Origin of the sequence: Paenibacillus oenotherae, from assembly GCF_019443105.1 — a bacterium.
Taxonomy (GTDB): Bacteria; Bacillota; Bacilli; order Paenibacillales; family Paenibacillaceae; genus Paenibacillus_Z; species Paenibacillus_Z oenotherae.
In genome coordinates this window covers 42,961-55,164 of record NZ_JAHZIJ010000007.1, presented here as the reverse complement: position 1 = coordinate 55,164, position 12,204 = coordinate 42,961, and the positions used below count along the sequence as shown (strand labels likewise).

Annotated in this window: 12 protein-coding genes and 1 pseudogene; 11 read left to right on the top strand and 2 right to left on the bottom strand. The window is 49.9% G+C overall.

Translation table 11 applies throughout. The annotated features are described in order from the left end of the window. Window positions 1-8 precede the first annotated feature (8 nt). The 6 genes from K0T92_RS11985 to K0T92_RS11960 all read left to right on the top strand — a co-directional run bounded on the left by K0T92_RS11985 (window position 9) and on the right by K0T92_RS11960 (window position 6,517). Window positions 9-1,016 (top strand): FecCD family ABC transporter permease, encoded by a 1,008-nt coding sequence (locus K0T92_RS11985; RefSeq protein ID WP_219872712.1) that lies wholly within the window; start codon window positions 9-11, stop codon window positions 1,014-1,016. Continuing rightward, complete coding sequence (locus K0T92_RS11980; RefSeq protein ID WP_219872711.1) at window positions 1,009-2,031, top strand: FecCD family ABC transporter permease; 1,023 nt, start codon at window positions 1,009-1,011, stop codon at window positions 2,029-2,031. The genes K0T92_RS11985 and K0T92_RS11980 overlap by 8 nt, the downstream gene beginning before the upstream one ends. A gap of 31 nt (window positions 2,032-2,062) precedes the next feature. After that, complete coding sequence (locus K0T92_RS11975; RefSeq protein WP_219872710.1) at window positions 2,063-3,814, top strand: alpha/beta hydrolase; 1,752 nt, start codon at window positions 2,063-2,065, stop codon at window positions 3,812-3,814. Between the two features lies 1 nt (window position 3,815). Continuing rightward, the gene (locus K0T92_RS11970) at window positions 3,816-4,382 is read left to right on the top strand and encodes a nitroreductase family protein (protein WP_219872709.1); all 567 of its coding nucleotides are present in this window, start codon (window positions 3,816-3,818) and stop codon (window positions 4,380-4,382) included. 720 nt (window positions 4,383-5,102) lie between these two features. Continuing rightward, window positions 5,103-6,032 carry an alpha/beta hydrolase gene (locus tag K0T92_RS11965; RefSeq protein WP_219872708.1) on the top strand — a complete coding sequence of 310 codons (930 nt, stop codon included), beginning with the start codon at window positions 5,103-5,105 and terminating at the stop codon, window positions 6,030-6,032. Window positions 6,033-6,100: 68 nt separating this feature from the next. After that, window positions 6,101-6,517 (top strand): GNAT family N-acetyltransferase, encoded by a 417-nt coding sequence (locus K0T92_RS11960; protein WP_343223697.1) that lies wholly within the window; start codon window positions 6,101-6,103, stop codon window positions 6,515-6,517. A gap of 29 nt (window positions 6,518-6,546) precedes the next feature. Here the strand turns inward: K0T92_RS11960 and K0T92_RS11955 are convergent, their stop codons facing one another. Then, window positions 6,547-7,086 carry a GNAT family N-acetyltransferase gene (locus K0T92_RS11955; protein ID WP_219872707.1) on the bottom strand — a complete coding sequence of 180 codons (540 nt, stop codon included), beginning with the start codon at window positions 7,084-7,086 and terminating at the stop codon, window positions 6,547-6,549. Between the two features lie 94 nt (window positions 7,087-7,180). On the opposite strand from K0T92_RS11955, the gene K0T92_RS11950 reads away from it, so the two are divergent. Both K0T92_RS11950 and K0T92_RS11945 read left to right on the top strand, forming a co-directional pair. Next, window positions 7,181-8,116 (top strand): helix-turn-helix transcriptional regulator, encoded by a 936-nt coding sequence (locus K0T92_RS11950; protein WP_219872706.1) that lies wholly within the window; start codon window positions 7,181-7,183, stop codon window positions 8,114-8,116. Window positions 8,117-8,203: 87 nt separating this feature from the next. Next, window positions 8,204-8,707, top strand: coding sequence for a DinB family protein (locus K0T92_RS11945; protein ID WP_219872705.1), 504 nt, complete (start codon window positions 8,204-8,206; stop codon window positions 8,705-8,707). Window positions 8,708-8,713: 6 nt separating this feature from the next. On the opposite strand, the gene K0T92_RS11940 is transcribed toward K0T92_RS11945, so the two are convergent. Beyond that, complete coding sequence (locus K0T92_RS11940) at window positions 8,714-9,475, bottom strand: exodeoxyribonuclease III (RefSeq protein WP_219872704.1); 762 nt, start codon at window positions 9,473-9,475, stop codon at window positions 8,714-8,716. Between the two features lie 346 nt (window positions 9,476-9,821). On the opposite strand from K0T92_RS11940, the pseudogene K0T92_RS25015 reads away from it, so the two are divergent. The 3 genes and pseudogenes from K0T92_RS25015 to K0T92_RS11930 form a co-directional block, all read left to right on the top strand. Then, window positions 9,822-9,996 (top strand): annotated as a pseudogene (locus K0T92_RS25015) (IS30 family transposase); the annotation flags it as partial. Window positions 9,997-10,368: 372 nt separating this feature from the next. Further along, the gene (locus tag K0T92_RS11935) at window positions 10,369-10,854 is read left to right on the top strand and encodes a hypothetical protein (RefSeq protein ID WP_219872703.1); all 486 of its coding nucleotides are present in this window, start codon (window positions 10,369-10,371) and stop codon (window positions 10,852-10,854) included. A 63-nt stretch (window positions 10,855-10,917) separates the two neighbouring features. Beyond that, window positions 10,918-11,928 (top strand): hypothetical protein, encoded by a 1,011-nt coding sequence (locus K0T92_RS11930; RefSeq protein ID WP_219872702.1) that lies wholly within the window; start codon window positions 10,918-10,920, stop codon window positions 11,926-11,928. The last annotated feature ends 276 nt before the right edge of the window (window positions 11,929-12,204 follow it).

Sequence of the window (12,204 nt, the reverse complement as noted above, 5' to 3'; positions counted from 1 at the left end):
TGTTCCTAATGAAATACAACTTCCGGCTGCCGGCGCTCATTCTTCTGATAGCGCCGGCAGCGGCATTGCTGATTATCATTCTATCTGTCTTATATGGGGCCAAAAGCATCACGGCAAGCGAAATCTGGGAGTCCATTATCCGCTTCGACGCGGATAACGTGGATCACCAGATTATTCGGGCATCCCGCTTGCCGAGAGTCATCGGGGCTATGCTTATCGGTGCTTTTCTTGCCGTATCCGGTGCTGTTATGCAGGGGATGACCAGAAATTATTTGGCGTCTCCCTCCATTATGGGTGTATCGGACGGCTCAGTATTCCTGGTCACGATGTGCATGGTGTTTCTGCCACAGACGCATTCCGCAGGATTGATCACCTTCTCCATGCTGGGCTCGGCACTCGGCGCGGGTCTGGTCTTCGGGATTGCGTGGCTCATACCGAACGGACTGTCGCCCGTACGGCTTGCCATTCTCGGCACGATTATCGGAACTTTCCTCAGTGGTGTAGCGGATGCCGTTGCGACCTATTATCAGATCTCGCAGGGGCTCAGCTTCTGGTATAATGCGCGTCTTCACCAGATGGACCCCGAGCTGATCAAGCTGTCTATTCCATTCGCTATTGTGGGACTTGCGCTGGCGATTGGCGTCTCCAAGTCGATCACCGTATTGTCGCTGGGAGAAGAGATCTCGGCCAACCTTGGCCTTCGTACCCGGCTTGTGAAAGGCCTGGTGATTCTGGCGGTTGTCATCCTGACCGGTGTCGCAGTTGCACTGGCGGGCAAGATCGCCTTCGTGGGACTTATTGTCCCGCATATCGCAAGATTCTTGTCCGGTGTCGATTACCGCTGGATTATTCCTGTATCGGGCGTGCTGGGCGGGTTGTTTCTGGCGCTGTGCGACATCATCTCCCGATTCGTCAATTACCCGTTCGAGACGCCGATTGGAGTTGTCACGGCGCTGTTCGGCGTGCCGTTCTTCCTTTACCTGATCAAGACGAAGGGCGGCGGCAAGCATGCATAAATCATCGGGAGCACGCTTCTGGATCGTCGTATTGTCCACACTTGCGGTTATTGCGGCGGCCGTTTATCTCAGCTTAACGAACGGTACCTTCGACATGTCGGTGCTGGAAGTGGTGAAAACGCTGCTGCGCCTCAACCCCGTCCCTGAGCATGATCTGGTCGTGTTCGAGTTCCGGCTGCCGCGTATCGTGCTGGGCGGACTAATCGGCATTGCGCTGGGCGTTGCGGGCAGCGTCATTCAAGGGATTACACGCAACGGGCTGGCCGATCCCGGCATCCTTGGCATTAATGCAGGCGCCGGAATGGCTGTCGTGCTGTTCATGCTGCTGTTCCAGGGGCAGCTGAACACGACAGGCTGGCTGGCGGTTATGACGATGCCGATGTTCGGATTGGTCGGGGGGTTGGCGGCTACAGCTACAATCTATCTGTTCGCCCGAAGTCAGGGGAGACTGGATCCGCAGCGGCTCATTCTGGTCGGGATTGCGGTTGCCTCGGGCTTCGGGGCAATTACGATGTACGTATCGCTCAAAATGAACCCCAGTGATTTTGAGATGGCAGTGGTATGGCTGGCCGGAAGCATCTATAGCGCGAACTGGAAATTTGTCGTTACGATGCTGCCTTGGCTGATCGTGCTCGTGCCCGTCATCTGGCTGAGGTCGCATATTCTCGATCTCTTCCAGCTGGATGACGCCAGCGTCAGTAGCCTTGGCGTTGCTGTAGAGCGTGAGAAGAATATACTGCTGCTGGGCAGCATCGGGCTTGTCAGCGCCAGCGTTGCCGTATCCGGCAGCATCGGCTTTGTTGGGCTGATCGCGCCGCACATTGCACGGAGACTGGTCGGTATTCAGCATAAGCGACTCATTCCTGTCAGCGGGCTGACCGGAGCAGCGATGGTTGTAACGGCTGATTTTATCGGCAAAACCGTGTTTGCGCCTGCGCAGCTTGCGGTCGGTATTGTCATCTCCATTATCGGGGTGCCGTACTTTGTCTATCTTCTAATACGCTCGAAGAGTTAATGGGGCCATGTGTGGAACGAGAGGGGAGCTTATGAACTACTATCAACGAATGAGCATCGCAGGAAGAAACATCACCATATATTTGCCGCCTTCCTATGAGAATTCCGGGGAGCATTATCCTGTCGCGTATGTTCAGGATGGCGGCCAGTTATTCGATGATTGCCTGAATCAGCTGGAGCATCTGTACAGGCAGCGGAAGTTGAAGGAGCTTATCCTTATCGGAGTAGAGCCGCATAACCGGAATGAGGAGTATACGCCATGGCCTGCGAAGGCGCTGCTGGAGAGTTATCCGGCCTTTGGCGGCGGCGGCCGCGCCTATGTGGACGAGGTGGCGGATGTGCTGAAGCCGTTCATAGACGGCCAATACCGCACAAAGCCGGAAGCCGCTTATACCGCATTTATCGGTGGCTCGTTCGGCGGTCTGATATCGATGTTCGCGGGCTACTGGCGGCCGGAGACGTTCGGCAAGCTGGGCTTGCTCTCCACATCCTTCTGGTACGAGGGCGCCATGGACTTCATCCGGGAGGAGCCACCGCTTGCTGACCCTATCCGCATCTTTATGTCGGTGGGCAGCTGTGAGGGCATCTATAAAGGGACGCTCCAGAAGGACATGGTCGGCAATACGCTGGAGGCCCATGCCATGTGGCTGGAGAAGGGCATTCCCTTCGAGCGGCTGCACCTGGCTATAGAGGATGGGGGCACGCATGATGCGCACTTCATGGCACTAAGGTTCACGGAGGCTCTGATCTGGCTGTTCCGGGACGAGGGGGATGCCTCGGTGCCTGCGGTGGAGCAGGAAGCTGCAGCGGGCAGGCTCGCCGGGATCGGCGGGATGGAGCAGACGGAAGAGCCGATGAAGCCGCTGGTACCGACGGAGTCGATGAAGCAGATGAAACCGGTGGAATCGATAGAGTCGATGGAATCGGTGAAGGTGAAAGAGCCGATGGAGCAGACGAAGCCGACGGCACCGGTGGAGGTGGTGGATTTCACCATTACCGGAACGCGGCAGTGGATCATGCATGCTGGCGGTACGGGCCGCCGCACATATCGGATCATGATCTATGTACCGGATGGACTCGCGCCGGAGGGAGGATATCCCGTCATCTACACACTGGATGGGAATGCCACATTCGGCTCGCTGACGGAAGCGATGCGGCTTCAATCCCGCCCGCCGCATGGCTTCCGTCCGAGCATGATCGTCGGCATCGGTTATGATTCCAATGCGCCGATTGTGACGGATCGGCGGTTCTATGATTTTACGGAGCCGACAGATCCCTCAAGTCTGCCCCTGCGTCCGGATGGCTCGGAATGGCCCGAGACTGGCGGGGCGGAGGCCTTTCTTGCTTTTATAGAAGAGGAGCTCAAGCCTGTTATTGAACGCCATTATCCGATCGATCGCAGGCGGCAATCGCTGTTTGGCCATTCCCTGGGGGGATTGTTCGCCCTGAACGTATTATTCAAGAGGCCTGAGGCGTTTCAAACTTATATAGCGGGCAGCCCGTCGGTCTGGTGGAGCAATCGCCGTCTGCTGGAGCAGCTGCCGGGGCTCGAGACACGGTTGAAGCAGGGCGGGGGCGAACCCGCTCTCTTCATCGGCATTGGCTCTGAGGAGAAGCCCGCCATGATTGAGGATGCGAGACTCTTGTACCGTCAGCTGCTGCCTTATCAAGCCTACGGCCTGCGGCTCGGTTACCGTCTGTTCGAGGATGAGGGGCATGTGTCGGTTATACCGCCGCTGATCAGCCGCATGTTGAGATTTATCGCACAGCAGGAGGGAAGATAGGATGGAATTATCGCAATTGTTGAGAGAACGGCGGTCGGTGCACCGATTTCAGCAGAAGGAGGTGCCGGTCGAGCTGGCCACGGAGCTTCTGGATACGGCCATCTGGGTGCCTAATTATCATATGACGCAGCCTTGGCGGTTCATCATCAGTCACGGAGAAGGCAAGCGCCGAATGGCGGAGGCCGTTCGTTACATGAAGGAGATCCGCGAGCCGGATCAGTCGAAGCGCAAGGAGACGGGGCAGAAATTTTACGATAAAATTATGGCGATTCCGATGATCATCACTGTCATTATGCAGGAGAACACCAACCTGATCATTCGCGAGGAGGACTATGCCTCAACCAGCTGTATCATTCATAATTTCAGCCTGCTGGCGTGGGAGAGGGGCATCGGTCTTGTATGGGAGACGTACCCCTGGCTGCTGGAGGCCGTATTCCGCGATGCCATGGGCATCAAGCCGGGCGAAAAGGTGCTGGGCAATCTGCACGTCGGCTACCCGGCACAAATTCCGAACGCACAGCCCCGCATTCCGGCGATGGAGCGGATCACCGTTATTAGTGAAGCGTAGCACGTGGCTGACTGGCGTCAACGTATCGCATCTGTGCGACGTATTCTTTAACAGCAAACTGGGCTGTCCAGAAAGTCCTTTTTTGGAAATCTCAGCCCCCACTTTTAGAGGCTGTACGATGTAGAACGCCTGTGATCATGGGACTGCCCACGTACTCCTCACCAGAGGACGATCCATCATTCAAACGCCGAGACATGCGAGATGCGAGATAGGCAAAACATGCGAAACTGCAGGTTTTTTCTCGATTCTGACCCCATGAAGGTGAAATGCCTGCCAGCGTGCAGGTATTTCACCTTCTTTTCCCCTTAACGGCCGATTTCTTCTCACATTCATGCATGATCGCAGGAATATTACCATTATGGCGTTTTGTAACCGAAATTCATGCACTTTCGCAGGTTTCTTACTCCGTCAAGCTGCCTTCAAACCATTTGGAGAAGGGGGCACCCCCCCCCATACAAAGAAAAGATGCTTCCGGCCCCACTTTTTAGCTTTTTAGTGGTTTGGAGGCATCCCTTCACATCATTTGAGACTGACTCATTGGATATTGGACTTTTCGGAGAGTCCCGCGTTGTATACCTTTTACGCATAGGCATACGGGCTGCTTCACGGTCAATGAGGACAATGCGACAATATGATCTCCTACACCTGTCAATGAAATCCACTGTAAGGAATAATGTTACATCTTATACTAGAAACAAATATATAAATGGGGTAATTGCCATGATTAAACCAACTTGCTCTATTCATGCACGGGGAACTGTACGCAGTATTGTTGCGATGCTGCTCATTCTGCTCATGATTCTCACCACTCTCACAGCATGCGCAATAGCGGGTAATAGCAGCGGCTCTGCTCCCTTATCTCAATCCGAGCTACGCAAGCTGACCTTTCACAGTGATGCACTGGACAAAGAGATGAATATGAATGTGTATTTGCCGAAGGGGTATTCCGATGACAAGAAATACAGGGTTCTCTACTTCCTGCACGGGTATACCAGCAATCCGGATGTCGAGCTGGCAGCACACCGTCTTGTGATGCTGGACGAATGGATTGAGCAGGGAGAGATTGAACCGCTGGTGATCATCGCTCCCAATTATAATAATAGTCTCGCCATGAATACGGCCCCCAAAGCTAACTTTTTCCCCAGCGCTCATCCGAAGGAGGCCCTTTATGAAGGGATGTACGAGGATTATCTGATTAAGGATGTCATCGGCTATGTAGAAGAGAATTTCAGTGTGGAGAATAATCGCGAGGGCCGCGTCATTGGGGGGATTTCAATGGGCGGGTTCTCGGCCCTTCATTTGTCATTCAAGTATCCGGATTTATTCAGCAGGGTGGGCGCCCATAGCCCGGCTTTTCTGCAGAGCGACAAGCTCGACCCCATTGTTCAGAAATGGTTGTATCCGACACCTGAGGCGAAAGCGCAGAACGAGCCGGTTTCGCTTGCAGCAGGGGCCGATTTGAAGGGGTTGCAGATCTATATTGACAGTGGCAAGCAGGATTTCGTCTTTGAAGCAAGCGAATATCTATATACCATACTCAACAACCACGGTGCATCCGTACAATTCCATTCTGAGAATGGGGACCACAACGGCGAATATTGGGATGGACAGTTCAAAAATTATATGATGTTTTATTCACCGAAGAAATGAACCGTTATTGAATGACACTGAACGGAACATCATTAGGACAAGCTGGCATAAGGGAGTGTTATTAGCGCGTGATTAGAGAGATGATCATTGAGGATTATGAGGGTGTATTCGCGTTATGGAACGAGATTGAGGGCCTGGTGTTAAGCTCGGCGGATTCGAGAGCGAATATTGCCATGTATTTGGATCGGAACAAAGGAATGAGCTATGTGTACGAGGTTGACGGGATTATAGCAGGGACCTGTCTCTGCGGACATGATGGCAGAAGGGGTTTTATCCATCATGTTGCCGTCAAACCAGATTTCAGAGGACGCAGCATTGGCAAACGGCTTGTAAGTACGAGCTTGGAGAGGTTGAGGGATGCCGGGATCGACAAATGCCACTTGTTCGTGCTTGATGATAATATCGACGGCGGCAAGTTCTGGAGCGGGATAGGCTGGGAGAAGAGAAGCGGCTTCGCCGTCTATTCGAGAGACACACAGCAGTAACGCACAAGGCTGAAAGAAGGAAGGACGTGCTACGCCCAGTCCTCTTTCAACATGCCATAGATGATGTGATCGACGTAATGATCATAGAGCCATTCCGCTTGTCTGACGGTTCCTTCATTCAGGAACTTCATTCTCTCCGGAATGGCCCTGCTTTTGGCGTTGCGGACTGCGGCTCGAATCTCTACCCGATTCAGCGACAAGTCATGAAAGACATAATCGGTTAATGCCTTGCAAGCCGTTGTCATGATGCCGAGCCCTTGATAATTTGCCGCCAGCCAGTAGCCAATGGACGTTCTTCTATTAGCCCAGTCTATGAAGTGCAGTCCTATACACCCTGCCAAGCTGCCCCGATAGACAATGCCAAGCTGAAGGCCATTATTGTCCGAGTACGCCTTTAACGAGCTTCTTATAAAATCCTCCGTTTGTGTTGAGGACATTGTGCTGTCAACCCAAGGCAGCCATTCCCTCAAGTGCTCTCTATTCTGATCCGTCAATCGGAACAACTCCTCCGCATGCCTGACTTCCAGCAGCTTCAACGAAACATCCTCATTAATGACATGACTTAACATAATGGCAACCTCCACTTCATTTCTTTAGATTAATGTGGCATCCGGCTCTATCATGAATGTTGCGGGGATTGTATAGTATGACTAGGTGATGGATATGAAAATCGAGCGTTTGCTCGCGATTGTCATTTATGTGTTGAATAACGGAAGGACAACCGCCTCTCTTCTGGCCCGCAAGTTCGAGGTCTCGAATCGGACGATTCAACGGGATATGGAAGCCATCGATAGGGCCGGTATTCCAATCGTGGCCTACCCCGGACTGCATGGCGGGTTCGAAATTATGGAGGGCTACCGCCTTAGCCATCAGGTGCTGACCAAGGATGAGCTGATTGCTGTAATGACGGGACTAAGAGGCTTGCAAAGCTTTACGAATGAGCAGGATATGATTGGTATATTGGAGAAGATACGCGCCCTGCTGAAAAAGAATGACCTTCATTATTCCGACAGCATCCTGGAGCAATGGATGATTGACCTTTCTCCATGGAGCGGCAATGAGGCGGAGAAGGGAAAGATGGAATTGCTTAGACAGGCCATCAGGAACAAATCCGTGATTACCTTCCGATATACCAACTCGCAGGGAGTCGAGAGTCATCCTGTGGCTGAGCCAGCCTCCCTGATCCATAAGAACTCCCGCTGGTATCTCTACGCCTTCTGCCGGACAAGCGGCAAGGCCAAGCTGTACCGGCTGTCGAGGATAAGAGAGATTGCCGTTACGCCAGAGATATTCGAACAGGGAATCGAACCCTATCGTGCCAGTACAGTCTATGCGGATTGGATACGCAATACCCCGGCCGCGCATCTGACCCTGCGGTTCCAGCCAAGAGCCAGAGTGAGAGTGGAAGATTCCATGCAGGACGGCATTATACAGTACGAGGCTGACGGCACGATGCTGGTCAAGATTGTCTATCCAGAGGACGAATGGTTGTACGGGATGATTCTGAGCTACGGGGATGCGGTGGAAGTCATTGAACCGGAATCCATTCGCGCCATCATTCGTGATCGGGCCATGAGCACGTGGCGCCTCTATACTTGACTATTGCGGGCTCCACAATCATGACATAAGGATGTCGTGGTTTGTACGCTACAATGCTGCTATATACGTGTTGCAGGAGGGTATTCAATGGATAAAAAGCGGGACGAGCTCATTCAGCAGTTGAGCGAATTAGCGCAGTGGTACGCATCGCTGGCTAGCATCGGGCAAGGCTGGCACAGACCAATCAAGGAAGACAAATGGTGTGCGGCGGAGATTGTCGCCCATCTGATGAAGTGGGATGAATACCTCCTTGCAGATGTGCTGCCGCAGGTCTCAGCTGCCTCTGGCGGAAGTGTTCAATTTCCCGATCATGACAACTACAATGCGGCTTCATCCGCCTATGCGCGATCAGGAATATCACCCTCCGCGCTCTTGCAGCAGGCAGGGGAGACAAGAGGCGAACTGGTACGCAGGCTCGGCGGGATGACGGAGGAGCAATTTTTTCGACCGATTGCAGTAAACGGTTATACGAATTGCCCCCGGACTGGAAGCCTGTATTCACTTGGCTACCTGCTCTGGGAATTTATCAGTCATGACGGGCATCACCGCGAACAGATCGAGACGTTTTTTGCTCGCGCTGATGCTGTTTAATATACACTAATGCTTATCTGCAATATGAAGCACGATAGGACAATGATCGCTGCCCATCGTATGCGCATCAATGGCTGCATCCAGCAAGGAAGATTGCAATTGGGAGGAGACGAGGAAATAATCAATCCGCCAGCCTACGTTCCTCTCCCTCACCTTGGGCATATAGGACCACCATGTGTAGGCATCCATCCGGTCGGGGTAGAAGTGTCTGAACGTATCAATAAATCCGGCCTCCAGCAATTGCGTCATCTTGCCCCGCTCTTCCAGGGTAAAGCCGGAATTGTTGCGGTTGGACTTGGGGTTCTTCAGATCGATCTCTTGATGGGCGACATTCAGATCGCCGCAGACGATGACGGGCTTTCGGCTGTCCAATTGCCGGAGATAGGTCAGGAAGCGATCCTCCCATTCCAACCGGTAATCCAGTCTGGAGAGATCACGCCTCGCATTTGGCGTATACACATTCACGAGATAGTAATGTTCGAATTCCAGCGTGATGACCCGACCCTCAGGCTCCCCATCCTCTTCCAGACCGTAATAGACCGACAACGGCTTTATTCTAGTAAAGATAGCAGTGCCCGAGTATCCCTTCTTAAGCGCGTAATTCCAATACTGCGCATATTCCTCGCCATGATCCAGCATAATTTGCCCTTCCTGCAGCTTCGTCTCCTGTACGCAGAATATATCGGCATCCACTTCCTTGAAATAATCATTGAATCCTTTATTCACACAGGCTCTGAGGCCATTCACATTCCAAGATACCAGCTTCATATCATCTTTCCTTCCAGTGTGCGATGCGGCGCTGCATGACGGCTGCCCGGCTTTATCACTCCGTGCGCAGCTTCAGCGCGCGGTGTTTCGCTAACAGACCGCTTGTTCTCTCTCCCGCATTCCTATGTATGCTAGTGTAACATAGCCGCCAGGGGCAGGATCAACTACTATTCCAACACAGCTGCGAGGTTAACCGCCCAATACCCCCGACCAGGCCTCTGCCAGCAATTGAATGCCGCGCTCCATATCCCGTTCATTCAGCCCTCCGAATCCCAGATACAGCTTACTCTATGAGGGAACGCCTTCAGTGTTGTAGCCGACCAGTTCCTACAAGGCGCATTACAGATCAACCGCTGATCGAGGTAAAGAATTTACCTGCTACGCTACGCTTGAATTCAGCCAAGGGATGGCTGTTTATTTCGCAGATATCTACTCTTCTTGGCAAGGGGCAAACGAGGAATGGAAATGGGCTCTTACGCAAGTTCTTCCCTAGAGGTAGTGATTCCGCCGAGGTCACGGACTAAGAACTCGTCTATGTTTCTCGTCTCATTAACAAACGATATCAATGCAAGCAAGTGTTTTGGTTGAAAATCTACTCACGAATCTTCCGTGCACGTTATGTCACAATTAGCTCGTTGATACGCCAGAAAAATAAAATATTGTAATTTTAGCAACTTTATAGGAGTTTAATGCGTTATTTAAAATAGACAGCAGGATTGACATATGCAGTAGTAGGGTAATCGAGGCTACATGCAAAAGAATATGATAGAGAGGGGGCTATTCCTCAGCAGACGATGTAGTAAATTTTTGAAGGTCACAGATCTAGGTTAGCGGGCTGGAGAATGTAGGTACCAAACAAATTGGAATACAAAAAATTTATAGGAGGTTTCGAAATGAAGAAATTAGTCGCAACACTCTCTATTGCAGGTATACTGGTAGCTTCAAGTGCAACTGCTTTTGCAAACGTAATTATTCCAACTGATATGGATCGTAGCCAAATACCTCAACGAATTGAATTTGGTACTGATACAACCACACCGTCTGATCCATCTTTCACAACAATGGCAACAGGTGAGAGCATTTTGCTTCGTGCAATCGCCGATAATCCTGCTCCGTATCCTTTGTATGAATACAGCGCGACGGGGGTCACCGATCCTAAGAGCTTTCTTTATGTTGCTTCTGTAACCACTTCTCTTTTCCATGATAATGATTTCATTGGTCAGAGTGATCAGGCATTGGGATTAGCAGGTTTTGACGCAGAAGTGGAATTCTTAGCTGAATCTACCGCAGGTGGTTATTGGGAAGCTTTCTCCAACCACACTATAACAAACGGCTCTGACTTTTTTTCGGCCTGGACTGTAGATGGAGAGAATTATTAAATATAAGGCTCGCACCCTCCTTTACTGGAGGGTTTTTAATATCTATCATTTTCGGGGTGAAAAATGAAAAAGGCGAAATGGCTTAATTGTAATATGTTGATGGTTTTAATGGTTTTTCTTTGTTCTTGTTCTTCTACAAGTAGTAGAAGTGTATTAAAGGTTAGCGAAAATCATATTACACCCGTCACAATTGACAATAAAATAGAAGATTCAGAAGTGCCAAATATTTATTTCAGAGTCAATTTAGTTGATTCGAATGTTGAAGAACTCAATACCGGAAAAAACCAATATTATAAATTAAAAAGAGATGAATTAAACCAACTAAATTTATCTTTTATGATTGATAATTCTAAAATAGATACAAATATAACATTAATCGCCCTTCAAGGGAGAGATGTCACTGATATAAAACTAAAAAAAGGGAGTGATTGGTATAAAGCAATAGAGCTCCCTTCCAAATTAGGAAGCTCCAATAGTATTGATTTTTCAGTGAAATGGGATAGTAGTTCTAGTGAAGAATTAATAATTTTCCCTATAATAGAAGAGGCTAGGAATATGTACACTGGGGCTAGTCTTGGGGTTATAAGATGGTATATTGAAGATGCGAGTTCAAATAATTTTTTTACTGAAAAAGATCTGCAAACTCACAAATTAGACATACCACAAGAAGAGTATAGAAATGTATACCCGACACTTTCTTGGTTAAATTTCGATGGAACTAAAGTGAAGGTACGATTAATCGACTCAATACCAAGTACGCAGGACGAATATAATACGCTATCTATTAGTAAATTGTCACAGGATGCAATGATTGATGTGATTTACGTCAATAATTTAGGTCAGTCTAAGCTAATTTCAAGTGATAATAAATTAGTTAGAGACAAGAAACATGAGCTCACTTTAAAAGAGATTTCTGCAAATAATAATAAGGATAAAAAATTTAGAGAGTTCTATATAATTGTTAACCATAAAAACAAAGAGCTGTTAAAGGATATGATAGCCGTAAAAGAAGGGCATAAATTGGTGTCAACAAGCTTTCAACAAGTCATAGAAGTTATTCCTGTGTCAAAATAACCCGAATTTTGCCGCATGAAATAGAACGGTAAGTATTGACAGAGTTGGGCATACCATACTTAATATCTATCTGCCACAATTGATTAGGCCTACTCTGAAAGTCCAATGATTCACAAGACTAAGGCCGCTGCTTTCCCCCCGCTTAATGAACTGGTCTGCTCCTTCGAATTGTCGGATAAGCGGGGGTTATTCTTTTTTAGCAGCCCTTGCACAATTTCAAGTTCCTTCTCGTGGACTTTAGCGGCCTGTTGTGGCATTTTTCCATGCTCGCAACCG

Bases quoted from the DNA above. Each gene is read 5' to 3' on its own strand.
- K0T92_RS11985 (WP_219872712.1), top strand. From the start codon at position 9: ATGAAATACAACTTCCGGCTGCCGGCGCTCATTCTTCTGATAGCGCCG.
- K0T92_RS11980 (WP_219872711.1), top strand. From the start codon at position 1,009: ATGCATAAATCATCGGGAGCACGCTTCTGGATCGTCGTATTGTCCACA.
- K0T92_RS11975 (WP_219872710.1), top strand. From the start codon at position 2,063: ATGAACTACTATCAACGAATGAGCATCGCAGGAAGAAACATCACCATA.
- K0T92_RS11970 (WP_219872709.1), top strand. From the start codon at position 3,816: ATGGAATTATCGCAATTGTTGAGAGAACGGCGGTCGGTGCACCGATTT.
- K0T92_RS11965 (WP_219872708.1), top strand. From the start codon at position 5,103: ATGATTAAACCAACTTGCTCTATTCATGCACGGGGAACTGTACGCAGT.
- K0T92_RS11955 (WP_219872707.1), bottom strand. From the start codon at position 7,086: ATGTTAAGTCATGTCATTAATGAGGATGTTTCGTTGAAGCTGCTGGAA.
- K0T92_RS11950 (WP_219872706.1), top strand. From the start codon at position 7,181: ATGAAAATCGAGCGTTTGCTCGCGATTGTCATTTATGTGTTGAATAAC.
- K0T92_RS11945 (WP_219872705.1), top strand. From the start codon at position 8,204: ATGGATAAAAAGCGGGACGAGCTCATTCAGCAGTTGAGCGAATTAGCG.
- K0T92_RS11940 (WP_219872704.1), bottom strand. From the start codon at position 9,475: ATGAAGCTGGTATCTTGGAATGTGAATGGCCTCAGAGCCTGTGTGAAT.
- K0T92_RS11935 (WP_219872703.1), top strand. From the start codon at position 10,369: ATGAAGAAATTAGTCGCAACACTCTCTATTGCAGGTATACTGGTAGCT.
- K0T92_RS11930 (WP_219872702.1), top strand. From the start codon at position 10,918: ATGAAAAAGGCGAAATGGCTTAATTGTAATATGTTGATGGTTTTAATG.